Genomic DNA, 25325 nt, shown 5'->3' with positions numbered 1-25325 from the left:
ACAGCACGCCGTGCCTGCTGTTTCGTTGTTCCTGTTTTCACTGCCCTTGTTCCACGAGGACATCCGCGGCCTGAGGGGCACCTGGAGGGAGCTGGACTTCTGGCGGAGGGTTGTTCTCCGACGGTCTGGTGGGTCGTGAATCTGGTGGTTGAGGGCCGAGTTCTCGGTTGCGTTGCTCGAGTTCGGCTTTGCGGCGGGCGAGCATGCCCTGACGGGCCTCGATGATGGCTTCGTCCGGGTGGTGGGCACGGTTGACCCGGGGTTGTCGCTCCGGATCCAACAGTGCCGGCGGGATCCAGGCACACCGCCCTGCGTCGGGGCCGTCGGTGATCATCACCGTCTGCCACCGATGCTCCCCCGGTCCGACGAGTTGGTGGTGCTGCGGGCATGCCGGAGCCAGGTGAGTGATGTCGGTGAACCCGCCCTGCGCCCATTCGCGGACATGGTGCGCCTCGGCCCACAACGCCGGATTCGAACAGCCCGGATGCGAACACCCTCGGTGCGCGGCAAACATCGCCAGACGTTGCGCCTCACTGGCCAATCGGCGTGCTCGACCCAGGAACAACGGCTCATTCGAGTGGTTCTCGAAAATTGCCAGCGTCTTGTCGGAACGCACTGCAAGCCTCAGCGCATCAGCGATCGGCAACACCGCACCGGTCGCCGTATAGACCAGGCCCGTGCCGTACGGCCGTGACGGCCCACCAGGGAACGAAGGCAACCAGCTCAGATCCTCCCACTGCGTCTCCAGGTACGGGTGAACGTCCTCCGCTTCACGGTCTTGCTCTGCTTCGGGGTCTGGCTCCAGCGTTGATGCCGGCTCTGGCGTGCGCTCTGCCTCGCGGGCCGGCTCCGGCTTGCGGTCTGGCTCCGGCGTGTAGTCTGGCTCCGGTTCGCGGTCTGATTCTGCTGCCAACGCCAGCGCTCGACCGGGTCCAAACTCAGATCTCGAAAAGCTCTCTCCGCCAACGCCTTCTGGCGACACCTGCTCGCGCATGTACTGGTCGAGCTGGTCTTTGGTCATGTTGATGACGACCTGCACTGGCAAACCGTGATGCGTCTTGCCCAGCTGCCCCGATTCGAGCAGGTACATCAGCATCGATTTCACCGCATCGTGATTACGCTGCGCCGCACTGCGGGTGTCGTTGTCTGCCGCAGCCTGCAGCAGGTCTCTGTCCAACGTCGGATCATCGGCTGCACCTGAGGGCGACAGCGGATCATCAGGATTGTTCATCCCCGGAGCGGCCCACACCGCGAGCATCACATCCAGCAACGCCCGGGTCACCGGGTCCAGATGTCCCGCTACCGTCGACATGAGATCCGTGGCCGGCTTCCCCACGGTGAATCCACGTTTCCGGGCCCTGTCGGTGTCATCGGCCAACGTCCCGTCGGGATCCAAGTACTCGAGGATGCGCTCACCGATCGCCTCGACTTGTCCGGGAGTGTGCTTGCGGCACAGATCAGCCAGCGCCACCTCTGTATTTGTCCGCTTCTCCGCATCGACCTTGTGCGGAATCTTTGCCATCACCCTCGCCACCACTCCAGCGTGATCAAGTCCGATCACACCCTCGCGCAACGCTTCTGCGGTGTTCGGGAATCGAGCATCTACCACTTCACCGCTGGGAGTCACCGACGGCGTCAACGCGTCCATTGCTTCCACCCGAGCTCGGGCAGCCCCCGGGCGCAGCCGCGCCAGCGAGGTCAACATCGCAGCCGGCGAGGAACACCCGAGTTTCGAATACGCGCGTCGCACAACCACTTCCCGCAACACCGGCAACCCTGCGGACTGCAACCGCCGCGATGCGACCTCCAATCGGTCGACCAGACGTACACAATCCTCGTCGGAAAGCGTCGTCAGATTCAGTTCGGCGAGCTGATCGATCGCCGACTCCAGATCTGACACCGCGCCCACCACAGGCGAATCGATGACAGCACCGTCGGACATGATGACCCCCCAGTCAACCGAAAAGCGAACGCTGACAACAGATGCGGAGTGCCTCAGTTGTCAGGACGATTCCCTATGACCAATTGTAATCCAATATCAGCAGATTGTCGAACGCATGTTCGAATGCTCACGGTCGCGGCGCCTTCCCGGCCAGCACCAGCAATTTCATCGTCCTGGTGAAACACCGAAAGCCGGAACACCCTGCGGTGGTCCGGCTTCCGGGTTGTTCAGTTGTCAAGCAGCAGGGATCTGCCTATCAGCCGAGGCTGAACTTGGAGCCCCACAGGGTGACGATGCCGGTGACCGACGGGGTGTCGACGGTGACCTTGACGTACGCCTGTCCTTCGGCGTATCCGGCGCAGCCGTCGATCTTGACGGTTTCCTGGCTGTAAGCGATGCCGCCGGCGTTGCCCTCGAAGCTGAAGTCGGTGGCGTCGTCGGACGACAGGATCGGCACGTAGGTGGCCTCACCGGGTCCGAGCGTCAGACCGCCGCTCAGGCCGGCCTCGGGAGTGGTGAACGGGGTGCCGGGAGCCGAAAGATCCAGCGAGGTCCCGATACCGGCTTTACCGCCGGCACCGAAGGTCAGCTGGCAGCCGACAACGTAACCGGCTTCGACGGTGGCGCCTTCGGCTTCACCGTCGACGGTGACGAGCACCTTGCCCGACAGCCACACGTTGCGGCTGGTCGGAACCGCCACGGTCGACGGCTGGATGTTGACGAACTCGTCCTTCAGCGTGACGGTGACGTTGGAGCCGTCGATCAGCTTCTGGGTGGCGACGCCACCGGGCAGAGCACCGGCAGCTGCGCCGCCGGCACCCATGGAGGACAGTGCGATGGCCGAGACACCGGCGATGCCGGCCACCGCGGCGAGACGACGCGAGAGTTTGTTGCGCATGATTCCCCTTCAGGAATATGAATCTGCTTGCGGCAGATAAGATTTCAGGCTAGTTGGTTTATCTGCCGACGATCAGTTCAGGCTGAACGGGGCGCCATAGAGGGTCGACTTGATGACGTAGTTGCCCTCGGTCTGCACGGTGGTGAAGGCGCGAGCCTGGGCGTATCCGCCACACTGCTGCACCTCGATGCCCTGACGCTTGTACTGGACGCTTGCAACGCCGCCCTCGAAGCTCTTGGTGCCGAGCGGAACGAAAGCCGCTTCACCAGGTGCCAGTGGGAACGTGAGCGAGCCGTCGAGGCCCAGGCTCAGAGAAGAATCGATGGAGGCGTTCAGGCCACCTTCGAGACCGGTGATGTCGACCTGGCAGCCGACGATGTAGCCGGTGGTCAGGGTACCGCTGGCGCCATCGGCGGTCACGGTGACGAGGCCGGAAACCTCTGCGGCGCGACCTGCGCCGTTGTTCGCCAAGGACGGGACCGGGTAAGCGGCCTCGCCGGTGCGGCTGATCTTGACGACGGTGCCGTCGACACCTGGGTCACCTTGCTGCCGCTGGGCAGGGGTCCTGCGGCGGCGTTTCCTGCGCCCATGCTGGCCAGGCCAATGGCGGCAACCGCGGTAATCGCGCCAGCGCCGACAACGCGGCGCAGACCGAACATGCTGAACTTGCTCATTCGTTCCCTCTCACAGGATTGCTGTGTAATCCAAGCTCAACCAAATCGTGAGCTCGAAGTGGCCAAAAGGTTCAGCGGAATCTTCTACCGGGGCAATCAACGGGCTTGTATGCCCGCAGTTTCCAGTAGGTAAATCTCGGCCGAACACCTTGCCCACACCGCGGTCGCCATTGGGGACGTCGCACGGGATACGCCCAACCCCCGCACTGGTTCTGGCCGTATCGAGCGGAACGTTAGCCCCAGGAACAGGTGCGGGCAACGGTTGGCAGCAGTCGTGTCCTGAAAGGGAGAGTTCGCCGAAGCGAATTATTCATTCTCGATCTTGCAGAGAATTCAGTGAATTATCAGGAAAGCCCAGGAACCGGGCCGTGACCTAATCGCGATTCAGCCGTGATGTGGCGGGCGATTCTCGATAAACCATTCGTCCCCGCGCATATCGACGTTACTGTGACCTTCATCACTTCGACCGATCGGGCGCTCATCGCTGCTGGTCACGGGCAAATCCTCGCCAAAAACCTTCTCTAATTCAGCACGAGTCTTGGTTCGCGTCCGGTCTTTCGAGTCGCTCATCAGACCCGATCAGAAGTTGCTGATCGACGAGATCAGGTGTTTCGCCATCGGGGTGATGGTGGCCATGCCGTCACGAACGGCGGCCCGCGAATTGGCCAAGTTGACGACAATCGTCTGCCCCGAGACACCCGCAAGCCCGCGTGACAGCCCGGCATCCATCGCACCGGCAGCCAATCCGGAACTGCGCAAAGCCTCTTCGATACCCGGCAGTTTGCGGTCGAGCAGATCCGCGGTCGCCTCGGGAGTCACATCGCGACCACCGACTCCGACGCCGCCGACCGAGATCACCAAGTCCACACCACCGATGACCGCGGTGTTGAGGGCGTTGCGGATCTCCACCTCGTCGGACTCCACCGCCACCACCGCGTCGACGTGGAAACCGGCTTCTTCGAGCAACTCCCCCACCAGTGGGCCGATCAAGGCCTGGTCCTCACCGTGGGCAGCCCGGTCATCGACGATCACCACCAGTGCCCGACCCAGATCCTCTTCGGCCAAGTTCAGTGACCTCATGCGCTGTCCTTCCGCTTCGATCTCCCCTGTGCGGACGGCGAGCTGTTCCGCCGCGGCGTCCGCGGCGACGACATCTGCCTCGCCGATACCCAGGACTGAGATGGCACCATCTCCGTCAGGAACTCTATCGGTCGGGATGGGGATGACTGCCCGCAGTCGGGTACCAATGTGATCGTCGATGTGTTTCACGGTCTAGCGTCCTCCGGTGTCCAGGGTGTCGAGGGTGACCTGCGCGGTCTTTGTCTGTCCGTTGGTGACGTATGTGATGGTCACCTGGTCGCCCGGAGCGTGCGACCGCACCGCCGCGATCAGGGCGTCCCCGGAAGCGATCACACGATCGTCGACCTTGGTGACCAGCGCACCACTCGGGATGCCCGCCTTCGCGGCGGCTCCGCCTGACGTCACCTCGTTGATCAGCGCGCCGGGGCTGTCAGCTGACGGTGCCCCCGACCGCACTGTGACGCCGAGCCCCGCCTGTGTTGCCTTACCGGTCTTCTCGAGCTCGTCAGCAATGCGCATCGCCTGGTCTACCGGGATGGCGAATCCGAGGCCGATGCTGCCGCCGGTCTCTCCCTGGGAGAGGCTGGCGATCGCAGTGTTGACGCCGATGAGGGCGCCGTTGGCGTTGACCAGTGCGCCACCGGAGTTGCCCGGATTGATCGCCGCGTCGGTCTGGATGGCATCCATCACCGACGCCTGGCCGCCCTGCTCACCCTGTGTGGACACCGGACGGTTGAGTGCGCTGATGATTCCGGTGGTGACCGTGCCGTTCAGCCCGAGCGGCGACCCGATCGCGATGACCTCCTGACCGACCACAAGATTGTCGGAGCGACCGACGGCGATCGGGGTGAGGCCGGACTTGTCAACCTTGATCACGGCGATGTCGGAGATCGGGTCGGCGCCCACGATCTGTGCGGCTGCCGTGCTGCCGTCACTGAAGGTGACCGTGAGGTCCGGATTGTTGCCCGCACCGGCGACCACGTGGTTGTTGGTCATGATGGTGCCGTCCGCGGTGAGCACGATGCCGGAGCCCGACCCGGACGCCTGGCTGCCCTCCACCTCGATCGACACGACCGACGGGGTGACCTTTTCCGCGACTTCCTGGGTCGAGCCGGCGGGGGCCTGGACCGGTTGACTGTTGTCGCGGTCGCCACCGAGCACACTCTCGCTGGTCGTTGACCTCGATCCCGATGAATCGTCGGCCACGTTGGCGCCGACTACTCCTCCGATGCCGCCGCCGACGAGAACCAAAGCGATTGCGGCAGCCGCCAATCCGGCTTTGGCTCCACCCGAACGCCCGCTACGTGCGGGCGGTGGGGAGCCGAACTGCTGCGGCGAGCTCCCGTACGGGTTCTGTCCGGCCCCAGGGGCCGGGATCTGACTGGTGGGGTTGGTACCCGTCCCACCGCCGTGGGCGTAGGCCCCATACGGGTTCGGCTGGGCGAATCGCCCGGACGGAGCATACGGATCAGGTTGAGCGCCATAGCCGTAACCACCCGGACCACGACTGGTGGATGCGCCCTCCGAAGTTTGCCCGAAGGGGCCGGAAGGTCCGTTCATGCCGGAGGTACCGAATTGAGCCGTCTGCTCACCCGAGGAATCCTGCTGCCGGGGCTCGAACGCCGAGGTTCGCCCATAGGGGTTGTCCTGCGGTCCGGCGTTGCTCGGCCCGTCCGGCCGATCAGCGGACCCGCTGGGATGCGGTTGTCCCGGTGATTGCGAGAAGCCCTCCCGCGGAAAGGAACTGGTGTCGCGGTTCGACCCGCGCTCGTCATCGTTGCTGCCGACCATGTCGATTTTTGCTTTCTGCCAGGCGCACCCTGCGCTCCCCGATGCCGCAACATTTACCGGCACTGAGGAATACCTTGCTGTGTCGGCCTGAGACGGGGCTGAGACAGTGCTGTTTGTTTCCCCTTCATTGTTCCCCGCAGGGACTTCGCCAAACAAAGCCGTCGATCGACGGACAGAGAAGTCAGACCCTTCGAACGACCGCCGAACGCTCGACACCCCCCGACACCGCTCGATCAGAACCTATTGCTGGACCACCTGGGGCGCGATCTCGGCCGGTACCGGCGACCCGGGAAGGCTGATCGTCACCAGGGCGCCTCCGAGTTCGGACTGACCGGCGGTCACCGTGCCGCCATGGCGGTCCACCACCTGACGGACTATCGCCAGCCCCAGCCCCGAGCCGGGCATGGATCGGGACGCGGTGGACCGGTAGAACCTCTCGAAGACCAGTTGCCGGTCTTCGGGAGGGATACCGGGGCCGGCGTCGGCAACGGTCAGAATCGCGCGATCAGGCTCGATCTGAGCCAGCCGTACCTCCACGGGCCGGCCGGGCGGACTCCACTTCGCCGCGTTGTCGAGCACGTTGAGCACGGCGCGCGACAACCCGGCACTCTCACCGAAGACAAACCAGGGCGTCACGTGGACTTCGAAGTCGACGTCGCTGCGCCGGCGGCGGACACGCTCGAGAGAGCGGTCCACCACCTCGGAGAGGTCGACCTCTTCGTGCACCACCTCGGGCGCATCTTCACGTGCGAGATCTACGAGATCGCCCACGAGCGTGGAGAGTTCTTCGATCTGGGCCATCACGTCCGTTCGCAGCTCGGCCATGTCTGATTCGGGCACCGCCCGCGCACCCGGCTGGCTCGACGCGATCATCAACTCCAGATTCGTGCGCAATGACGTCAGCGGCGTGCGCAATTCGTGGCCGGCGTCCGCGACGAGCCGGCTCTGCCGGTCTCGCGACTCGGCAAGCGCCCGCAGCATCAGGTTGAAACTCTCGGTGAGCCTGGCCAATTCGTCGTTGCCGATGACCGGGATGGGCGTGAGGTCGTCCGTGCGCGCCACCCGCTCGGCGGCCCGGGTCAACCGCGCGACCGGCCGCAGTCCGGCACGCGCCACGGTCGTTCCGGCGACCGCGGCCAGGATGATCCCGCAGCCACCGATCACCCCCAGCACCCAGGCCAATCGATGCAGCACGTCGTCGGTGTCGCGAAGGCTCTGCGAGATGATCAGGGTGTTGCCGTCGTTGAGCTTGCGGGCAAGCACCCGCTGATTCTTCGCGGTCCGCAGCGACGACTCCGCTTTCCCGTCCACCACATCGCGTTCGGACTCGCCGTAGGGAACGCCACCGATCTGAAAGCCACGGCCCCCGGGCATCACCAGGGCCACCGACATGTCCGTGGAGAACACCGTGCCGGCAACCAGCGATTCGGGCGAGTCGTCGAGGACCCCGATCCGGGCCAGTTCGGTCATCCCGTTGGCCCGGTTGGTGAGCTGCGAATCGACGTCGGCGTACATCGCCCGGTAGACGACCGCAAAAGCCGCGGCAGCCATCACGGCAACCGCGATACCCACCACCGTGGCAGACAGGATCGTGATGCGCCAACGCAGCGAGATGGTCCGGGTCAGCGGCGTCGGCTTTCGCATCTGCCGGGGCAGATCCGGGGCCGAAGCCATCTGTGTGGGCCGCTGTGCGGTCACCACGCCTACCGGCGGGGCTTCGCCGGGGACCGGCGGGTGACGGTGATAGAAGCTCACGATTTACGGAGGGGTCTCCCGCAGGACGTATCCCACGCCCCGCACGGTGTGGATGAGGCGCGACTCGCCTTCGGCCTCGGTCTTGCGCCGGAGGTATCCCACGTACACCTCGAGTGCGTTGCCCGACGTCGGGAAGTCGTAACCCCAGACCTCCTCGAGGATGCGGCTACGGGTGAGCACACGGCGCGGATTGGCCATCAGCATCTCCAGCAGGGCGAACTCGGTGCGGGTCAAACTGATCGGGCGCTCGCCTCTGGTGACGTCGCGAGTGACCGGATCCATCGTGAGGTCCTCGAAGGTCATCGCCTCCGAGTCCGGTAGCGGTTCGGCTGTCGCGCGGCGCATAAGGGCCCGCAGACGTGCGAGCAGCTCTTCGAGCGCAAATGGTTTGGGCAGGTAGTCATCAGCGCCCGCATCGAGTCCGGCGACCCGCTCGGACACCGAGTCACGAGCGGTGAGGACCAGGATGGGGAGATCGTCGCCGGTGCTGCGGAGGCGACGGCACACCTCGAGCCCGTCGAGGCGCGGCATCATGACGTCGAGCACCACCGCCTCGGGACGGTCGGAATTGATCTTTTCGAGGGCTTCGACGCCATCCCCCGCCGTGAGCACCGTGTACCCGTTGAACGTCAGGGACCGGCGCAGAGACTCGCGAACGGCACGATCGTCGTCCACAACCAGTATGCGCATGACAACAGTCTTACTTCCACGACTGAGAGCGCGCTAAGTAATCCCCTGCGACGCGCCAGTTTTCTTGTTCTGGAGCCATCTCACGCGGACTTCGTACCCGTCGCGAACTCATCCTCCAACCCGGCGCGTCGGGGCCATCGGCAGTCGCCATCGGAATCGCAGGCTTCCCACGCGCAACAGGAAGGCCAGGGTTGCCCCCGCCACCAGACCGGTCCAGATCGGCAGACCTGTGCCGTCGGCGATCACCACCGCCAGCGCTCCGCACATCGCAGGGACCGCGTAGAGGTCGGCAGGTCGGAGCAACAGCGGGACCTCACCGGCGAGCACGTCGCGGATCACGCCACCGCCCACCGCGGTGGTGATACCGATGAGCACCGCAGCCATCGAACTCGAGTCTCGTTCGAGTGCCAACAACGCCCCCGACACCGCGAACACACCCATCCCGACCGCGTCGAGCATCAGGACGGCCGGGAACAACGCCCGGAACGCCGGATGGAAGAAGAAGGTGATCAGACCGGCGATCAGGGCGATGGTGAGGTTGGGCCAGTGTTGTACCGAGGTCGGCGGGGTGATGCCGAGGAGGAGGTCGCGCACGATCCCGCCACCGACACCCGTAGCCGCACCCATCGAGAGAATTCCCCACAGATCAAAATCCTTGCGGACGCCGACCAGTGCGCCTGAGCAGGCGAACACTGCAACGCCGGCGTAGTTCAGGACGTCCTGCAGCATCGCAGACTCCCAGTTCCCGATCTGTGCGGCCCCAACGAGTCACCACGCTCTCCGAGGCACCTTCCGGACACAACAAAGGACTGACCGTCGATCGACGGCCAGTCCCTGTTGTCGGCTATGTGGCTGTTAGCGCTTGTCGAGGTCGACGATGCCCAGCTTGACCGCCTTGACCAGGCGACGGGGCACGCGATGAGCGACGCCACCGACCTTCACCTCTTGCAAGGCGGGGTTGTCCGCTTTCCACTGCGAACGGCGGCTACGAGTATTCGACCGCGACATCCGGCGCTTCGGTACAGCCATGATTCAGCCCTTCATTTCTTCGTTTAAGTTCCCTGGTTCGCGCGAGTCCGGCGACCGTATCGGCGTTCGAACTTCTGCACACGTCCTGCGGTGTCCATCACGCGCTGCGCACCAGTCCAGAACGGGTGCGAGTCGGACGTGACATCGACAACCACTAGAGGATACCGGTTACCGTCCTCCCATTCCAAAGTGACGTCGGACGTCAGTGTGGAACGGGTCAGGAACGCCTTGCCTGTCGACGAGTCCTTGAAGATCACCGGGTGGTAGTCGGGGTGGATGTTCGCCTTCATGATTTGTCCTTCCGTTCCGGGTTCGCCTGCTGTCCAGCCGAGCCCTCTGCCTGCTTGAACCATTCGATGGGTGGGTCTGTTCCCGCCAGCAGAGCGCGCTCGTCGAGCACGTCCTGGCAGGGGTCGGCGTGGGCCACGCCGAACGGATCGGTGAATCGATCCCAGCCCTGCTGACCCTCCGACAGCTCGTCGTCGGTCAGCAGTGCACTGCTCAGCGCCCACCGGATTCGCGCGGGTTCGGCGCGGTACGAGATCGCCACGATGGAGCTGCTGCGGTCGCCATAGAGGGGATGCCAGCGCAGCGACGCCATCGCGACGCGCTCTGGGTCGGCGGCAGCGGTCTCGTCGTCGGACATCGCCGCGAGCCAGGTGCCACCGGTTGCGATGCGTAGTCCCCCGCCCGCACTCTCGAGCCACAGCGCCTCGTCGGGCTGGGTGGCCAGCCACAGCCGACCGCGGGAGGCGACAACACCGTCGAGCAGTATGTCGATCGCGTCGTGCAAGCGTTCCGGATGGAACGGACGATCGGCATGGAACTCGACCACGGCGACTCCACAGTCGGCATCGAGGGGCGGCTGTCCACGCAGCAGCGGGTCGTGCGGCCCGGTGATCCGGCCGCGGCGCGCGCCGGGCGGGATGGCCGAGATCAGGTTGCGCATGATCGAGGCGGTCAGCGGGCGCCTCGGCAGCTCCATGATGATGGGCGCTGTCGGGTTGAGCCGCTTGAGAACGGCGAACAGTTGCGCCCCGGCCCATCCGTTGTCAGCCTGCCCGTGGACCACCAGGGCGTCGGCGAAGTCGACGTGCCCTACCGCGAGCTGGGCGATGGTCCGCTCGTCGTCGGCGGTCTGGAACCGATCGTCCTCGTCGAGGGTTTCGTCGCCGGTTGCGTCGCGCAGCCATTCACCTTCGTTGACGCACCCGATGACCGCCTCGATCTCCACGTCGAGACCGGCCGGGCCGTCGACCTGACCGGGGACGCCGGACACGACCGTGCTGGCGATCGCAAACGCCATGGGTTCGGGTTCGATGGCCGGGTCGAGGGCCAGAACGATCCGGTCGACGTTGGAGCGGCGGTGCAGGGCCCGCAGCAAGGGCAACACGTCTTCGCGGAGGGCACACGACAGACATCCGTGATCGAGTGCGGTTTGCGTTGTGCGCGAAATTTTTTCACCGTTGAAGTCGATCGAGGTGACCGTTCTGACGATGGTTCCGGCGTCCACCAGGCCTAGATCGTGGTGCACCACAGTCGTCCCCGGCAGGCCGAGCGCCTCCGCACTGCGTACCGTCGCCTCGCGGTCGAAGCCGGTCACGATCACCAGCGGGGTCTTGTTGACCAGGCGGGTCACAGGCAGCTCCTATCGGGAATGGTTTTCATTTGGTCGAGGTTGAATGTACAGTCCAATTCGCACGTTGTCGACAATCATTCCCATTAGAGACAGGAGGCGTGCCCATGTCCATGCACTGCCAGGTCACCGGCCGCAAACCAGGTTTCGGCAAACAGGTGTCGCATTCACATGTGCGCACCAATCGCCGCTGGAATCCGAACATCCAGCGGCGGCGCTACTTCCTGCCGAGCGAACACCGCACCGTCACGCTGACCGTGTCCGCCAAAGGCATCAAGACCATCGATCGAATCGGAATCGAGGCGGCAGTCGCCCAGATCCGCGCACGAGGAGAACGAATCTGAATGGCACGCAATGAGATACGGCCCATCATCAAACTGAAGTCGACAGCCGGGACCGGATACACGTACGTCACGCGCAAGAATCGCCGCAACGACCCCGACCGCATGGTGATGCGCAAATACGACCCACGGGTCCGGCGGCACGTCGACTTCCGAGAGGAACGCTGATGGCAAAGAAATCGAAGATCGAGCGCAACGAACAACGCAAGGTGATCGTCGCCCGCTACGCCGAACGCCGTGCGGCACTCAAGGACATCATCCGGCGGCCGTCGTCCACCGACCAGGAACGAGCGGACGCACAATTGGCCCTGCAGCGCCTGCCCCGCGACTCCAGCGCCACCCGGGTCCGCAATCGCGATGCCGTCGACGGTCGTCCCCGCGGCTACATCGGCAAGGTCGGCCTCTCGCGCATCCGGCTGCGTCAGATGGCGCACAACGGTGAACTGCCCGGCATCACCAAATCCAGTTGGTGACAATCACTCTCACGACAAGGACCTGATCGATGGCACGACGCCCCGCAAAAACCGACCTCCCGGCCAAACGCAAACGCAACATGTTGCTGGCCGCTGGTGTGACCACGGTCGACTACAAGGACACCGCACTGCTGCGCCAGTTCCTGTCCGACCGCGGCAAGATCCGCAGCCGGTCCATCACCGGACTCGACCCCCAACAGCAACGTCAGGTGGCCACCGCCATCCGCAACGCGCGCGAGATGGCGCTGCTCCCCTACCCCGGGACGCGCTGACACCCCTCAGATCCCCGATGGTGTGCCCTTTTGGCGACGCCTGACCCTGGCGACCCCCACCAAAAGGGCACATCTTCGGGGTCCATAGACTGCCCGGATGTCCGGCGTCATCCAAGGGTTCACGGTGATCTTCATCGTGGTCGCCGTCGGATATGTCCTCGGCCGTACCGAGGCGCTCGGCCCGGGCGCGGTGATGGTGTTGTCGCGCTTGGTGTTCTTCGTCTGCACGCCGGCACTGCTGTTCTCGTCGCTCGCGACGGCCGACCTCGCCGACGTGTTCTCCACCACGCTTGTGGTCGCCGGTGGCAGCGCATTTGTGGTGGGCGCCATCTACTTCGCCCTGGCGCGACTGCTGCTGCGCCGCGCGATTCCCGAAGCCGTGATCGGCGCGTTGTCAGCTTCCTACGTCAACAGCGCCAACCTCGGGATACCGATCGCCATCTTCGTCCTCGACGACGCATCGTTTGTGGCGCCGCTGCTGCTCTTCCAGATCATGGTGTACTCGCCGCTGGCCTTGACCACACTCGACCTGACCGCGTTGCGCGACTCCGACGAGTCAGGCTCACGTCGCCGAATCTCACTGCGCGACACCGTGGTCACCCCGTTCACGAACCCCATCGTGCTCGGCGGCGCGGCCGGTCTCGTCGTGTCACTGATCGGTGTGACACTGCCCGAGGCGGTGATGGAACCGTTCGACATGCTCGGGGACGCCTCGGTTCCCGGCGCACTCCTGGTGTTCGGTCTCTCACTGACCGGGGTCTCCGTGTTGCAGAAAGGCGAGAGCCCACGCCGCGACGTCGCGCTGGCATCGGTGCTGAAGATGGTGGTGCAACCGGTGCTGGTGTACCTGGTCGCCCGTTACGCCTTCCACGCCACCGGACACGAACTCTTCGCGCTGGTGGTGATCGCCGCATTGCCCACCGCACAAAACGTTCTGGTGTACGCGAACCGCTACCAACGCGGCGTGGTGCTCGCACGCGATTCCGCCCTGGTGACCACCCTCCTCTCGATCCCGGCGATCATGCTCATCGCGCTTCTGCTGGCCTGAACCGGTCCATGGTCACGGGCGCCGGACCAGCCCTTCGCACGACGAACCATCCTGTGGCGGTTGGCCACAGCCACCGGTGGGACTAACCTCGTAGCGGTGAGTGATCTGGTACCGAATGATGATGAGCGCGAAGGCCGCAGTCGCCTCCGGGCCAGCGACGCCGACCGAAACTTCGTTCATGACATTTTGTCATCTGCAATGAGTTCCGGTCATCTCAGTCCCGTTGAGTACGAAGAACGTGCCGCCAAGGCCGTTGCCGCCAAGACATTCGGAGAGCTCGACGAGCTCACCGACGATCTGCCGGTCAATCAGCTGACCACCGCCGGGGTCGCGACCAGCCGGCGAGTCACCACCCCGTCGGCAGGTGTGGAGGTGATCACCAGCCGCATCGCCATCATGAGCGGTTCAGAACTCAAAGGTCCGGTCGCGGTCGGGGAACATCTCAACGCGTTCGCCCTGATGGGCGGTGTCGAGATCGACCTGCGCGACGCCGAGTTCACGGCCGACCACCTGACCATCCGTGCCAACACCATCATGGGCGGGGTCGAGATCGTGGTTCCGCACGACGCGACCGTCCGGATCACCGGGATGGGCATCATGGGCGGGTTCGGAGGCAGTCGCAACGCCGAGGGCAAGGGCATTCCGGGAGCCCCGATCATCACCGTCAGCGGCCTGGCCATCATGGGCGGGGTGGAAGTGGTGCGACGCCGTCCACACGACGCGACCTGACTTCGACCTGCATGACACAGAGATGAGGACGCTCCGGCTTCTGCCGGAGCGTCCTCATCGCATCGGTGCGACAGCGATCAGCGGCGCCCGCGACGCCGTTTGGTGCCCAGGTAGTCGCCGACCACGGCGGCGCCGAGACCATCAAGATCCGGTGCCACCACCCGACCCGATGCGCGTCGTGCCATCTGGTCCACAAAATGCACCAGTCCGGGGTCGTCACCGAGCCGGAAAAAGCTCACCTGGGCACCCATCCTCGCGACGTTGTCCAATTCTCGCACCGTCGCCGACAACGTCGCCGGGTGCGGCGGGTAGTAGAAGAACGGTTCGCCACCGGGCAGCAGATGTGCTGTCGGCTCACCGTCGGTGACGATCAGCACCACCGGCTGCGCGTTGGGATGGCGACGAAAGTGCCGCTGCGCCAGGAGCAATGCATGGTGCAGGTTGGTCCCCTGCTGCCGCATCCCGTCGAGCCCGATCAATTCGGACATCTCCAGCGTCTTGGCGTAGTGGCCGAAGGAGATCAGCTGCAGTTCATCACTGCGGAAGCGTGTGGAGATCAAGTGGTTGAGCGCCATCGCTGTGCGCTTCATCGGGGTCCACCTGTTCTCCAGCCACATCGAGAACGATGTGTCGACCAACAGGGCGACTGCAGCCTGACTGCGGGCCTCGGTCTCACCGACCTCCACGTCGCGGACGTCGATGCGGACGCCGTCCCGGAGCATCGCATTGCCTGCGTGCAGCTTGTCGCGATCCTCGGACATGGTGCGCAACACCGCGTTCGACACCGTGCGGGTGACATCCCAGGGTTCGGTGTCACCGAACTCCCATTCCCGGCTTGAACCGGTGGGTTCGCCGGCCAATCCCGAACGCCGGGTCTGACGGTCGCCACCTCGACCCGACAGCTGTTCGGCGACATCCCGGAAGATCGACTGCCCCAGCTGGCGCATGGCCTTGGGAGACAGCCGGAGCTGACCGTCGTTGCCCCGTTCGAGGAGACCCTGTTCTTTGAGTGCCTTCTCGAGTTCGGCAAGTGTCCGGGCGTCGACAGCGGCATCGTCGCCGAGCTGACGGGCCAGTGCGTCGAGGTCCACATCGTCGAGGTGGGCGCCCGAATATTGTTGCGCCAGTTGCTCCGACAGCGACTCGAGCTCGGCGAGGTCCTGGAGCGCGCCGGCACCCTCGCCCATCCCCATGCCCTGCTGACCCTCGAAGCTCTGACCTTCGTCCCACCCCATGCCGGGCCGGGCAGCACGCAGTTGCGAATCCATCTGCGAGAGTTGGTCCATCAGGTCGGGTGAACCGAATGCCTGCTGCGCCAGCTGATCGAGTTCGGCGCGCTGTTCCTCCGACAGCGAGTTGTAGAACTGCTGGGCCGCAGCACTGCGAGCGGCCAGCGAGTCGATCAACTCGTCTGTGTTGCGGGGGTTCTCGGGAAAGAACTCGCCGTGCTTGTCCATGAACTCACCGAACTGCTCGGTGGTGTCCTCGCCGTTGTTGTGCGCAGCGAGGAGCTTGTTCAGGTCCTTGAGCATGTCAGCGATACGCTGCCGGTCCTCGTCGGTGGCGCCCTCGAGCGCCTCCTTCATGCCCGAGAATCGCTGATCGAGGAGTTCACGACCGAGCAGGTCTTTGATCTTCTCGTAGTTCTCCTTGGCCGCCGGACTGCGCCAGTCGTAATTGGCCAGGTCCTGCACCGCCTGCGCGGTTGACGGAGGCAGGTTCTCGATCTGCATCTCGGCGAACCGGGCGTCGTCGTCGAGGTCGCGGGCGAGCTGCTTGCGCTCCTCGAGCACTGCCGAGTCGAGCAGCTCACGGATTTCTTCGAAGGTGCCGTTGAGGTTGCGCGATTTGAGCAGTTCTTCGCGGCGCTTGTTCACCATCTCGCGGAGTTCGTCGAGGCCGCGCATGTTGTCGCTGCCGCGCCGCAGGAACTCGCGCATCGCCGACTGTGGTGACCCACCGGCCATCACGTCGTCGCCGATGGCGTCGAGTGCCTCACGCAGGTCCACCGGCGGCGCCAGGGGGTCCGGCCCCCGGAGTAGCGGAGATACCGAGCGCGATGGAAATTATTGCGGGCCATGCTTTTTCCCGTCCAATATGTCTGAATAACCGACCGACACCGGTTCCGCGGACCGGCCGCGGAACCCGATGTCGGCCTAGCCGTACACGGTTCGGCCTGCCTCGTCGGCTTCTTTGCCGATCCGGCGGGCCAAGAACAATCCCTCCAGGGCGAGCTCCAGCGCGCTGGCCCGTTCACCGTCGTCCGTCGCCTCGAGGCGCTCGGCGATCTTTGTCACGACGGGGTCGGTGCCCTCGGGCATCGAGGTCAGCAACTCCCTCGCCGACACCCGGTCACCGGTGATGATCGGGTCACTGGCTTCCAGCGCGGTGACCAGTGTGGCCAGGTCGACACCACCGAGATGTGCACGCACGGTGTCGGCCGTCGACTTACGAAGCAGGTGTTCGAGGATCTCGATCTCTCGGCCCTCTTCACCCGACTCGAACTCGACCTTGCCGCGGAGCACCTCGATCACCGAGGACAGGTCCACGACGCGCGCGACCGCGAGGTCCTCGCCCAGGATGGTGGCGCGATGCAGGGCGGCGGCGGCAACCGTTTCAGTACCCGCGATGGCGAACCGCGCGGAGACGCCGGAGCGCTGATCGATGGACGGGTGGTCGCGCACGTACCGCGTGAAGCGAGCGATGATCTCGACGATGAAGGTGGGTACCGACGCGGTGAGATCGGCTTCCTGCTCGATCACCGCGATCTCGTCGACCAACTCGATCGGGTAGTGGGTGCGGATCTCGGCGCCGAAACGGTCTTTGAGAGGCGTGATGATGCGGCCGCGGTTGGTGTAGTCCTCGGGGTTGGCACTGGCCATCAGCACCACATCGAGCGGCAGTCGGAGGCTGTACCCGCGGACCTGGATGTCGCGTTCTTCCATCACGTTGAGCATCGCGACCTGGATGCGCTCTGCGAGGTCGGGCAGCTCGTTGATCGCCACGATGCCGCGGTGCGCGCGCGGGATCAATCCGAAGTGGATGGTCTCGGGATCACCGAGACTGCGGCCCTCGGCGACCTTCATCGGATCGACGTCACCGACGAGGTCGCCGACCGAGGTGTCAGGGGTGGCGAGCTTCTCGCTGTAGCGCTCGCTGCGGTGGAGCCACCCGATGGGCAGGTCTTCCTGCAGGTTCGCGGCCTTGCGGATGGAGCCGGGAGTGATGGGCTCGTACGGATGCTCGGCGAGCTCAGAGCCTTCGATGACCGGGGTCCACTCGTCGAGCAGGCCGACGATCGTGCGCAGCAGACGCGTCTTGCCCTGGCCGCGTTCACCGAGCATCACCACGTCGTGGCCGGCGATCAGCGCACGCTCGAGCTGGGGCAGGACGGTGGTCTCGAACCCGAGGATCCCTGGCCAGGGATCGGTGCCCGACCGGAGTGCGGACAGCAGGTTGTTGCGTATCTCGTCTTTGACGCTGCGCTGTACGTGGCCGGAGGCACGCAACTCCCCCAGGGTCCGTGGAGAGGGGTGGGCAGAGCGGGTGTTCGTGGTGTGGGGTGTGCTCACCATGTCCACGCTACGAGCCTCGTCGCCGGAGTGCACTTGTTTACGCCCGCAGAGGAACACGGGGCGGCCTCCTGCGCACCCCATTGGGTGTGGGTTCGCGGCCATTGGCGACACTTGACCGATGACGCCACCCACACCGTCGGAACCGGCCGAAGAGTCGAGCTCATCCCCCAGCGGTGGTACGCCGCCCGCCGGCGCGCTCGACGGTATCCGGGTGCTCGAACTCGGTTCCCTCATCGCGGGGCCGTTCGGCGCCCGCCTGATGGGTGACCTCGGCGCCGACGTCATCAAGATCGAGGCGCCCGGCTTGCCCGACCCGCTGCGCGGGTGGGGTCAGGCCGAACGCGATGGTCACCGATTCCTGTGGACGGTGTACGCACGCAACAAACGTGCGATCACCCTCGACCTCCGCAGCGAACGCGGACGCGAACTGTTTCTCGAACTGGTCGACCAGTCCGACATCATCGTGGAGAACTTTCGTCCGGGCACCCTGGAGAAGCTCGACCTCGGCTACGACGTCCTCCGTGAGCGCAATCGGGGCATCATCCTCGTGCGGGTGTCGGGCTACGGGCAGACCGGACCGGACGCCGGACGGGCCGGGTACGCGTCCGTGGCCGAAGCGGTGAGCGGCCTCCGCCATCTCAACGGATATCCCGATCAGCCTCCGCCACGGATCGCGCTGTCACTGGGCGACACCTTGGCAGGGATGTTCGCCGTGCACGGGGCTCTCGCAGCGCTGTACCGCCGCACCGTCACCGGGGAAGGCCAGATCGTCGACACGGCTCTGAACGAGGCATGCCTGGCGATCCAGGAATCTGCAATCCCCGATTACGACCAGGGTGGCGTGGTCCGTGGGCCCTCGGGCACCCGGCTGGCCGGCATCGCGCCGTCGAACATCTACCCCACCGGAGACGGCTCGCTTGTTGTCATCGGCGCGAATCAGGACACCGTGTTCGCCCGGCTGTGCACGGCGATGGGCCGGCCCGAACTCAGCACCGACCCCCGTTTCGCCACACACGGTGCGCGTGGCGAGAACCAGGACGAGCTCGACGAGCTGATCGCCCAGTGGACTGCCGAGCAGCCGCGCGACGCGCTGATCGAACTCCTCACCGCCGCGGGAGTGGTTGTGGGGCCGATCAATACGGTCGCCGAGGTGATCCGTGATCCGCAGCTCATCGCCAGGGGCATGATCGCCGAGCACTTCGATGAGCGCATCAACGACACCGTGCTGGGTCCCGGTATCGTGCCGCACCTGACGGGCACCCCTGGCAGCATCCGTAACGCCGGTGCTCCCGTTCCCGGCTACCACAACGGCGAAGTCCTCGGCGCCCTATTGGGTTTGAGCCCGGACGCGGTGGCGGCCCTGCACGACGAAGGCGTTGTCTGAGTCGCCACTCACCCGCCGAGTTCGGCGCTCATCAACGCAGTCCGAGCCAGGCAGCCAGACCGAAACCCGCCAGCGCGATGGCAACCCGGAGTACCGCGACGGGCAGCCGGTTCACGACGGGTGGGCCGATCCAACCGCCGGCGAGGCAACCGAGCCCCATAGCCGCTGCCGATGACCAGTCCACGTCGCCGAAGATGGCAAAGCCCAATGCGGCAACAGCATTCGATGCACACAACAACACCGACTTGATCAGCGTCGCCTGGCCGAGGGGCTGCGCGGTGAGGATGAGGGCGAGTGCGGTGAAGATGATGCCCGCGCCGGCCCCGAAGTAGCCTCCGTAGACGCCGATCACCACGATGCCCGCCACGAAAACCCGGGGCGCGTCGCGGTGGCCGGCGATCCGCCGGATCAGCGGCTGGCCGAGTACTGCCAGGGCGGCGGTGGCCACCAGGTACGGGACGATCGCCTCGAACGCCCCAGCCGGGGTCAACAGGAGCAGAACCGATCCCAGCACTCCCCCGACCGCGGCGGCAACACACCAGAGGCCAAGACGCCTGTCGAAGGTCAACGAGTTCCGCGCCTGAGCAGTGCTTCCGACCCCGACGGGGATCAACGCGACCGTGTTGGTCATGTTCGCGGTCAGCGGCGGCAGTCCGGCAATCAGCAATGCGGGATAGCTGACGAGTGAGGCGATCCCTGTCACGTAACCCACCACACCGGACAGGAAACCGGCGGCGATCAGGAATGCCAGTTCTGCCACAGCGGCAATCTACTCTGCCTTGCCCTCGCGGGTACCGGCCAGCACCCGGCACATCGGACTGTCCGCAGTCCACTTGGAGTCACGATGATCGCAAAGCTGTGCCAAACACGCACCCTTGCGCACCATTTCCGTCATACCCGACGTCCCCGGCGCATCCAGTGTGCCGGGGACGCCCGTCCCTGTCTCCTGGAAAGAACCACCTCGTGATCGAAGTAGAAAAGCTCGGGAAGATCTACGGCACCGGGCCGACGGCCGCGACCGTGCTGGACGACGTCAGCTTCACCGTCGACCCCGGCGAGATCTTTGCCATCGTCGGACCGAGCGGCGCCGGCAAGAGCACCCTCGCGCACTGCCTCAACCTGCTCGAACGGCCCACGTCGGGCAAGGTCGTCGTGAACAACCAGAACCTGACCGAGTTGAGCACCCGGGCCCTGCGTGATGCCCGCCGGCGCATCGGCACCGTCTTCCAGTCGTCCAGTCTGCTCTCGCGGCGGACGGCAGCCGAAAACGTGGCGCTGCCATTGGAATTCCTCGGCGTCACCAAAGGGCAGACACGCGACCGCGTGGCCGAGCTCCTCGACCGGGTCGGCCTCACCGACCGCGCCGACCTGTATCCCCACCAGTTGTCCGGAGGGCAGCGACAGCGTGTGGGCATCGCCCGTGCCCTGGCCCTGCGACCCTCGGTGCTGCTGTCCGACGAGGCGACGTCGGGCCTGGATCCGCAGACAACCGATTCCTTCCTGGAACTGCTGCGCGAGGTGCGCGAAGAACTCAACCTGGCGGTGGTGTTCATCACGCACGAGATGGACACCATCGTGAAGGTCGCCGACAGCGTCGGCCGCCTGGATGCGGGCCGGATCGTCGAGAAAGGTTCGCTGGTGGACCTTCTCACCGACTCCACCTCCGTCCTCGGGCGATCGCTGCGTCCACGGGGGACCTCTGCCGACCCCGAGCCGGGCCAACGCTCGTTCGAACTCACCTACAACTCGGCATCGGTGCCTGCCGACTGGATCAGCCGCATCGGATCCGAGCTGTCCGTGCCGATCTCGATCCTCGGGGCCGCCGTACAGGTGGTCGACGGTGTGTCCGTCGGCGAGATCACGGTCTCGGTACCGGACGAGCTCGCCGGACCATTCCTGGAAAGCGCAGCCCGCCATGGGCTCTCGACGAGCCTGCCCGCCAAGCCCGTGGTCGAGGTCGCGGCATGAGCGACATCACGCACCTCGCGGCGATCACCGTACCCACCGACGAGATCCCGGATCTGCTGATCCCGGCGTTTGTCGACACCCTCACGATGGTGTCGATCGTGATGGTGATCGTGCTGCTCGTCGGCGTGCCGCTGGGCGCGACGATCCACAACCTGGCGCCTGGCGGCCTGTTCGAGAACAAGGTCTTCCACTCACCGCTGTCGTGGGTGATCAGCATCGGCCGGTCGTTGCCGTTTCTTGTCCTGATGACCTCGATCATCCCGCTCACCCGCCTGATCACCGGCACCAACATCGGCATACCCGCAGCCGTTGTCCCGATGTCATTGGCGGGCATCGCCTTCTTCACCCGAATCGTGGAGAACTCGCTGCGGTCGGTGCCGCCGGCGGTGATCGATGTGGCCCGCGCGTCGGGCGCATCCAACGGTCAGGTGATCTGGAAAACGCAGGTACCCGAAGCACTTCCGAACATCGTCGGTGGTCTCACCATCAACACCATCGCGATGATCGAGTATTCGGCCATCGCGGGAACGATCGGCGCAGGCGGTCTTGGCTACATCGCCGTCACCTACGGCTATCAGCGATTCGATCACGGCGTGATGATCGCGACCATCGTGACGCTGGTGATCACGGTGGCACTCATCCAGATCGTCGGCGACGCGCTGGTCCGTCACCTCACGCCGGGACAGACCATCCGCGCCCGGTCACACGCCTGACCCCGCACCCGCTCGACCACCGCGACCACCTGACGCGGGAACAACACCCACTGCGCGCACCGCCGTGCCGTTTTCATCTGCACACCCACTGATTTCGCACCGATGAGGAGATGACCATGACGTCTACAACTGAGCGCCCCACCGGAAGCGGTGACCCCGGCGGCTTCGACATCAAGTCCCGCAGGCGACTTCCGCTGTACATCGCGATCGGCGTTGTCGTCGCGGTGGTACTCGCGTTCGTCGGATGGCGGTTCTGGGGTGGGTCGGATTCGAAGTCACCCAACGAAACCGCCGGTGCGACACTCGAGATCGCCACGGCCGAAGGCAATGCCGCCGAAGAGGCGCTCGTCGACTTCATCGCCGAGGAGGTCGCCCCGAAGTACGACCTGAAGATCAAGTTCAAGGGGCTGGCCGACAGCACCACCATCAACCGAGCGGTGAGCGACGGCGAGGTCGCCGGAACCATCTACCAGCACAAGCTGTGGCTGGGTCAGGTACTGGAAGCCAACCCCGACTTCAAGGAAGAAGCCGCAACCCCGGTCTTCCGTTGGGGATTCGGCATCTGGTCGGACAAGCACACCGACCCCGCGCAGCTGCCCGACGGCGCCACCGTGTCGTTGTACTCCGATCCTGCCAATGAGGCGCAGGGCCTGTGGCTGCTCGAGCGTGCCGGCCTGATCGAGCTGAACCCGGCGGCAGACAAGTGGAAGGCCACCCAGAAGGACATCGTCTCCAACCCGAAGAACCTGCAGTTCACACTGCTCGACTTCGCGGCGCAGTCGCGCGCGCTGCCCGACATCGATGCCGCCGTCGGCTACACCGAGTACTACCTCGCCGCCGACATCGACATCAAGAAGCAGATCTTCGCGCCGCCGGCACCCGACGAGTTCGCCGGCCAGCTGACCATCGGCACCAAATGGAAGGACACCGAGAACATCAAGAAGCTGGTGCAGGTGTTCAAAGACCCTGCGGTACAGGAGTACCTGGCCACCAACCCCCAGGTGAAGAACATCCTGCTGCCCATCTGATCACGCCGATGCGGTGTCCTCGTGGCGGTCCCAATCTGGGAGCACCGCCACGAGGGCGCCGCATCGTTTGTCAGTGGGCGAAGTGCCGCGCACCTGTCAGGTACAGCGTGATGCCGGCATCGTGTGCGGCACTGATGACCTCGTTGTCGCGGATCGAACCGCCCGGCTGCACAACGGCTTTCACTCCCCCGTCGATCAGCACCTGCAGACCGTCCGGGAAGGGGAAGAAGGCGTCGGACGCGCCCACGCTGTTCATCGCTCGTTCGCCGGCTCGCTTGACCGCCAAGTGTGCCGAATCCACTCGGTTCACCTGGCCCATCCCGACACCGACCGACGCCTGGTCACTTGCCAGCAGGATCGCATTCGACTTGACGGCGCGGCATGCGCGCCAGGCGAACACCAGATCGGCGAGGGTCGCGTCATCGGCCGGGTCACCGGCAACCAGCTGCCAGTTCTCGGGCGAATCCCCACTCGCGTCGAGGATGTCGCGCTGTTGCACGAGCAACCCGCCCGACACGGGGCGCAGTTCCAGGCCCGCGCGTTGCGGGGGCTGCGCGAGAAGTACACGTACGTTCTTCTTGCGGGTCAGCACCGAGAGTGCGCCGTCCTCGAAACCGGGCGCTACGACCACCTCGGTGAAGATCTCGGCGACCTGCTCGGCCATCTCCATGCTCACCGGGCGGTTGGCGGCGATCACGCCGCCGTATGCACTCACCGGATCACAGGCATGGGCCTTGCGGTGCGCCGCCGCGATGTCGTCGTCGACCGCGATGCCACAGGGGTTGGCGTGCTTGATGATCGCGACCGCAGGGTCACCGAAGTCGTACGCGGCCCGCCACGCAGCGTCGGCGTCGGTGTAGTTGTTGTAACTCATCTCTTTGCCGTGCAACTGTTCGGCCTGCGCCAGCCCGGGGGCTTCTGAGCCACCGACGAACAATGCCGCGGACTGGTGCGGGTTTTCGCCGTACCGCAACACCGACGACCGTTCCCAGCTCTTGCCGATCCACGTCGGCAACGAGCCCTCGGGCTCGGGGGCGACAACCGAACTCATCCACGAGGCCACGGCCACGTCGTAGTCGGCGGTGTGCCGAAATGCCTTCGCCGCGAGCGCTTGCCGTTCGGTCAACGTGAAGCCACCGTCAGCGACCGCGGTCAGCACGGTCGCGTAGTCCCCTGGATCCACCACCACGGCCACCGATGGGTGATTCTTTGCGGCACCGCGCACCATCGACGGACCGCCGATGTCGATCTGCTCGACGCATTCATCCGGACTCGCGCCCGATGCCACTGTCTCGGTGAACGGGTACAGGTTCACCACCACGAGCTCGAAGGCCTCGATGCCGAGTTCCTTGAGCTGGTCGAGGTGGTCGGGTTTGCGGGTGTCGGCGAGGACGCCCGCGTGCACCCGGGGATGCAACGTCTTGACCCGGCCCTCGAGGCATTCCGGGAAGCCCGTCAGTTCGGATACCTCGAGCACCGGTACACCGGACTCGGCGATCTTCTTCGCGGTCGAACCGGTCGACACGATCTCGACGCCGGCGGCGTGCAGCCCCTCGGCAAGCTCCGCGAGCCCGGTCTTGTCGTACACGCTGACCAGTGCACGTCGGAACGGTTTGCGCTGCAGGTCACTACTCACGGAATGTGGGCCTTTCGTCCTTCGATGACAACACCTTTGGTGGCAATCGAACGTACAACCGCTACCAGCAGCATTCGCTCGACCATCTTGATTCGTTCGTGCAACGTGATCTCGTCGTCGCCTGGGCTGATCGCGACGGGCGCCTGGGCGAGAATCGGGCCGGTGTCCACCCCGCCGTCCACGAGGTGGATCGTGGAACCGGTGACCTTGACGCCGTGCTCCAACGCGGCGGCCACAGCATGCGCGCCCGGGAACGAGGGCAGAAGTGCCGGATGCGCGTTGATCGTCCGGCCGCCGAAACGTTCCAGGAAGTGCGTGCCCAGGATCTTCATGAACCCGGCGGACACCACCAGATCGGGAGCGTAACCCGCGACCGTGTCGGTGAGGCGGCGGTCCCATTCGGTGCGGTCGCCCTCCAGGGGCACCACTGCGGTGGGGGTACCTCGCCGGCGCGCGGATTGTTCAGCAGGACAGTCACGGTCGCAGATGACCGCCGCCACGTCGGCCGGATACTCGTCGTCCTCTGCGGCGTCGAGCAGGGCCGACGCCAGACTGCCGGCGCCCGACGCAAGGATCACGACGGTCACCGGTGTGGCTGACGGCATGGCGTCCAGGGTGATTCTCCTCGAACTCGGTGGGGCGTAGCCGGGTCCGCCATCTGAG

Annotated in this window: 25 protein-coding genes and 2 pseudogenes; 10 read left to right on the top strand and 17 right to left on the bottom strand. The window is 65.2% G+C overall.

All coding sequences use genetic code 11. The annotated features are described in order from the left end of the window. Window positions 1-37: 37 nt before the first annotated feature. The 12 genes and pseudogenes from MVA47_RS11790 to mrf all read right to left on the bottom strand — a co-directional run bounded on the left by MVA47_RS11790 (window position 38) and on the right by mrf (window position 11498). A complete protein-coding gene (locus MVA47_RS11790) occupies window positions 38-1942 on the bottom strand; it encodes a DUF222 domain-containing protein (RefSeq protein ID WP_247208058.1) in 1905 nt (634 codons plus the stop codon). A gap of 256 nt (window positions 1943-2198) precedes the next feature. Next, entirely contained in the window at window positions 2199-2840 is a 642-nt protein-coding gene (locus tag MVA47_RS11785) for an MspA family porin (RefSeq protein ID WP_030170522.1), read from the bottom strand. Window positions 2841-2912: 72 nt separating this feature from the next. Further along, window positions 2913-3514, bottom strand: a pseudogene (locus MVA47_RS11780) (MspA family porin). A gap of 384 nt (window positions 3515-3898) precedes the next feature. Then, window positions 3899-4084: a hypothetical protein gene (locus tag MVA47_RS11775; RefSeq protein ID WP_247208056.1), complete on the bottom strand. Its 186-nt coding sequence runs from the start codon at window positions 4082-4084 to the stop codon at window positions 3899-3901. Window positions 4085-4093: 9 nt separating this feature from the next. Continuing rightward, window positions 4094-4783 (bottom strand): molybdenum cofactor biosynthesis protein B, encoded by a 690-nt coding sequence (locus MVA47_RS11770; RefSeq protein ID WP_243404389.1) that lies wholly within the window; start codon window positions 4781-4783, stop codon window positions 4094-4096. Window positions 4784-4786: 3 nt separating this feature from the next. Continuing rightward, entirely contained in the window at window positions 4787-6385 is a 1599-nt protein-coding gene (locus MVA47_RS11765) for a S1C family serine protease (RefSeq protein ID WP_247208055.1), read from the bottom strand. Between the two features lie 240 nt (window positions 6386-6625). Then, entirely contained in the window at window positions 6626-8059 is a 1434-nt protein-coding gene (locus tag MVA47_RS11760; RefSeq protein ID WP_031333498.1) for a HAMP domain-containing sensor histidine kinase, read from the bottom strand. An 84-nt stretch (window positions 8060-8143) separates the two neighbouring features. Beyond that, window positions 8144-8830 carry a response regulator transcription factor gene (locus MVA47_RS11755; protein ID WP_023962756.1) on the bottom strand — a complete coding sequence of 229 codons (687 nt, stop codon included), beginning with the start codon at window positions 8828-8830 and terminating at the stop codon, window positions 8144-8146. A 108-nt stretch (window positions 8831-8938) separates the two neighbouring features. Continuing rightward, complete coding sequence (locus MVA47_RS11750) at window positions 8939-9559, bottom strand: trimeric intracellular cation channel family protein (protein ID WP_099381720.1); 621 nt, start codon at window positions 9557-9559, stop codon at window positions 8939-8941. A 126-nt stretch (window positions 9560-9685) separates the two neighbouring features. Further along, entirely contained in the window at window positions 9686-9859 is a 174-nt protein-coding gene (gene rpmF, locus MVA47_RS11745; RefSeq protein ID WP_023962752.1) for a 50S ribosomal protein L32, read from the bottom strand. Between the two features lie 23 nt (window positions 9860-9882). Next, window positions 9883-10149 carry a type B 50S ribosomal protein L31 gene (locus tag MVA47_RS11740; RefSeq protein ID WP_023962750.1) on the bottom strand — a complete coding sequence of 89 codons (267 nt, stop codon included), beginning with the start codon at window positions 10147-10149 and terminating at the stop codon, window positions 9883-9885. After that, window positions 10146-11498: a ribosome hibernation factor-recruiting GTPase MRF gene (mrf, locus tag MVA47_RS11735; RefSeq protein WP_247208054.1), complete on the bottom strand. Its 1353-nt coding sequence runs from the start codon at window positions 11496-11498 to the stop codon at window positions 10146-10148. The genes MVA47_RS11740 and mrf overlap by 4 nt, the downstream gene beginning before the upstream one ends. A gap of 104 nt (window positions 11499-11602) precedes the next feature. On the opposite strand from mrf, the gene rpmB reads away from it, so the two are divergent. The 6 genes from rpmB to MVA47_RS11705 all read left to right on the top strand — a co-directional run bounded on the left by rpmB (window position 11603) and on the right by MVA47_RS11705 (window position 14358). Further along, window positions 11603-11839, top strand: coding sequence for a 50S ribosomal protein L28 (rpmB, locus tag MVA47_RS11730; protein WP_030170500.1), 237 nt, complete (start codon window positions 11603-11605; stop codon window positions 11837-11839). Next, window positions 11840-12004, top strand: coding sequence for a 50S ribosomal protein L33 (gene rpmG, locus MVA47_RS11725; protein ID WP_023962746.1), 165 nt, complete (start codon window positions 11840-11842; stop codon window positions 12002-12004). It begins immediately after the preceding gene. Further along, window positions 12004-12309: a 30S ribosomal protein S14 gene (rpsN, locus tag MVA47_RS11720; RefSeq protein ID WP_023962744.1), complete on the top strand. Its 306-nt coding sequence runs from the start codon at window positions 12004-12006 to the stop codon at window positions 12307-12309. The genes rpmG and rpsN overlap by 1 nt, the downstream gene beginning before the upstream one ends. Before the next feature lie 29 nt (window positions 12310-12338). After that, window positions 12339-12581 (top strand): 30S ribosomal protein S18, encoded by a 243-nt coding sequence (gene rpsR / locus MVA47_RS11715; protein WP_247208053.1) that lies wholly within the window; start codon window positions 12339-12341, stop codon window positions 12579-12581. Window positions 12582-12678: 97 nt separating this feature from the next. Continuing rightward, on the top strand, window positions 12679-13629 hold the full coding sequence (locus MVA47_RS11710) for an AEC family transporter (protein WP_247208052.1): 951 nt from the start codon (window positions 12679-12681) through the stop codon (window positions 13627-13629). A gap of 96 nt (window positions 13630-13725) precedes the next feature. Next, window positions 13726-14358, top strand: a complete 633-nt coding sequence (locus tag MVA47_RS11705) for a DUF1707 domain-containing protein (RefSeq protein WP_308280537.1) — start codon at window positions 13726-13728, stop codon at window positions 14356-14358. Between the two features lie 77 nt (window positions 14359-14435). Here the strand turns inward: MVA47_RS11705 and MVA47_RS11700 are convergent. Both MVA47_RS11700 and MVA47_RS11695 read right to left on the bottom strand, forming a co-directional pair. Beyond that, window positions 14436-16438, bottom strand: a pseudogene (locus tag MVA47_RS11700) (VWA domain-containing protein). Window positions 16439-16514: 76 nt separating this feature from the next. Beyond that, window positions 16515-17930: a sigma 54-interacting transcriptional regulator gene (locus MVA47_RS11695; protein ID WP_374474179.1), complete on the bottom strand. Its 1416-nt coding sequence runs from the start codon at window positions 17928-17930 to the stop codon at window positions 16515-16517. Window positions 17931-18051: 121 nt separating this feature from the next. Here MVA47_RS11695 and MVA47_RS11690 point away from each other — a divergent pair, with 121 nt between their 5' ends. Next, window positions 18052-19317, top strand: coding sequence for a CaiB/BaiF CoA-transferase family protein (locus tag MVA47_RS11690; protein WP_247208049.1), 1266 nt, complete (start codon window positions 18052-18054; stop codon window positions 19315-19317). Between the two features lie 31 nt (window positions 19318-19348). On the opposite strand, the gene MVA47_RS11685 is transcribed toward MVA47_RS11690, so the two are convergent. Then, entirely contained in the window at window positions 19349-20077 is a 729-nt protein-coding gene (locus MVA47_RS11685) for a sulfite exporter TauE/SafE family protein (protein WP_247208047.1), read from the bottom strand. Between the two features lie 203 nt (window positions 20078-20280). On the opposite strand from MVA47_RS11685, the gene MVA47_RS11680 reads away from it, so the two are divergent. From MVA47_RS11680 to MVA47_RS11670, 3 genes are all read left to right on the top strand, one after another. Continuing rightward, a complete protein-coding gene (locus MVA47_RS11680) occupies window positions 20281-21285 on the top strand; it encodes a methionine ABC transporter ATP-binding protein (RefSeq protein ID WP_247208046.1) in 1005 nt (334 codons plus the stop codon). Next, on the top strand, window positions 21282-21998 hold the full coding sequence (locus MVA47_RS11675; RefSeq protein ID WP_023962724.1) for a methionine ABC transporter permease: 717 nt from the start codon (window positions 21282-21284) through the stop codon (window positions 21996-21998). Before MVA47_RS11680 ends, MVA47_RS11675 begins: the two co-directional genes overlap by 4 nt. 116 nt (window positions 21999-22114) lie before the next feature. Continuing rightward, the gene (locus MVA47_RS11670) at window positions 22115-23026 is read left to right on the top strand and encodes a MetQ/NlpA family ABC transporter substrate-binding protein (RefSeq protein WP_247208045.1); all 912 of its coding nucleotides are present in this window, start codon (window positions 22115-22117) and stop codon (window positions 23024-23026) included. Between the two features lie 70 nt (window positions 23027-23096). Here the strand turns inward: MVA47_RS11670 and purH are convergent, their stop codons facing one another. Both purH and purN read right to left on the bottom strand, forming a co-directional pair. Next, window positions 23097-24662, bottom strand: coding sequence for a bifunctional phosphoribosylaminoimidazolecarboxamide formyltransferase/IMP cyclohydrolase (gene purH / locus MVA47_RS11665; RefSeq protein ID WP_247208044.1), 1566 nt, complete (start codon window positions 24660-24662; stop codon window positions 23097-23099). Beyond that, the gene (gene purN / locus MVA47_RS11660; protein WP_247208043.1) at window positions 24659-25267 is read right to left on the bottom strand and encodes a phosphoribosylglycinamide formyltransferase; all 609 of its coding nucleotides are present in this window, start codon (window positions 25265-25267) and stop codon (window positions 24659-24661) included. Before purN ends, purH begins: the two co-directional genes overlap by 4 nt. Between the last annotated feature and the right edge of the window lie 58 nt (window positions 25268-25325).

The organism is Williamsia sp. DF01-3 (genome assembly GCF_023051145.1).
GTDB lineage: Bacteria > Actinomycetota > Actinomycetes > Mycobacteriales > Mycobacteriaceae > Williamsia.
Note: the sequence above shows the minus strand (reverse complement) of the source record. Positions and strands in the feature narration are given on the sequence as shown.

Bases quoted from the DNA above. Each gene is read 5' to 3' on its own strand.
- MVA47_RS11750 (WP_099381720.1), bottom strand. From the start codon at position 9,559: ATGCTGCAGGACGTCCTGAACTACGCCGGCGTTGCAGTGTTCGCCTGC.
- MVA47_RS11690 (WP_247208049.1), top strand. From the start codon at position 18,052: ATGACGCCACCCACACCGTCGGAACCGGCCGAAGAGTCGAGCTCATCC.
- purN (WP_247208043.1), bottom strand. From the start codon at position 25,267: ATGCCGTCAGCCACACCGGTGACCGTCGTGATCCTTGCGTCGGGCGCC.
- MVA47_RS11790 (WP_247208058.1), bottom strand. From the start codon at position 1,942: ATGTCCGACGGTGCTGTCATCGATTCGCCTGTGGTGGGCGCGGTGTCA.
- MVA47_RS11765 (WP_247208055.1), bottom strand. From the start codon at position 6,385: ATGGTCGGCAGCAACGATGACGAGCGCGGGTCGAACCGCGACACCAGT.
- rpmG (WP_023962746.1), top strand. From the start codon at position 11,840: ATGGCACGCAATGAGATACGGCCCATCATCAAACTGAAGTCGACAGCC.
- MVA47_RS11775 (WP_247208056.1), bottom strand. From the start codon at position 4,084: ATGAGCGACTCGAAAGACCGGACGCGAACCAAGACTCGTGCTGAATTA.
- MVA47_RS11760 (WP_031333498.1), bottom strand. From the start codon at position 8,059: ATGGCTTCGGCCCCGGATCTGCCCCGGCAGATGCGAAAGCCGACGCCG.
- MVA47_RS11740 (WP_023962750.1), bottom strand. From the start codon at position 10,149: ATGAAGGCGAACATCCACCCCGACTACCACCCGGTGATCTTCAAGGAC.
- MVA47_RS11670 (WP_247208045.1), top strand. From the start codon at position 22,115: ATGACGTCTACAACTGAGCGCCCCACCGGAAGCGGTGACCCCGGCGGC.
- rpmF (WP_023962752.1), bottom strand. From the start codon at position 9,859: ATGGCTGTACCGAAGCGCCGGATGTCGCGGTCGAATACTCGTAGCCGC.
- MVA47_RS11785 (WP_030170522.1), bottom strand. From the start codon at position 2,840: ATGCGCAACAAACTCTCGCGTCGTCTCGCCGCGGTGGCCGGCATCGCC.
- rpsR (WP_247208053.1), top strand. From the start codon at position 12,339: ATGGCACGACGCCCCGCAAAAACCGACCTCCCGGCCAAACGCAAACGC.
- rpmB (WP_030170500.1), top strand. From the start codon at position 11,603: ATGTCCATGCACTGCCAGGTCACCGGCCGCAAACCAGGTTTCGGCAAA.
- rpsN (WP_023962744.1), top strand. From the start codon at position 12,004: ATGGCAAAGAAATCGAAGATCGAGCGCAACGAACAACGCAAGGTGATC.
- MVA47_RS11675 (WP_023962724.1), top strand. From the start codon at position 21,282: ATGAGCGACATCACGCACCTCGCGGCGATCACCGTACCCACCGACGAG.
- MVA47_RS11755 (WP_023962756.1), bottom strand. From the start codon at position 8,830: ATGCGCATACTGGTTGTGGACGACGATCGTGCCGTTCGCGAGTCTCTG.
- MVA47_RS11710 (WP_247208052.1), top strand. From the start codon at position 12,679: ATGTCCGGCGTCATCCAAGGGTTCACGGTGATCTTCATCGTGGTCGCC.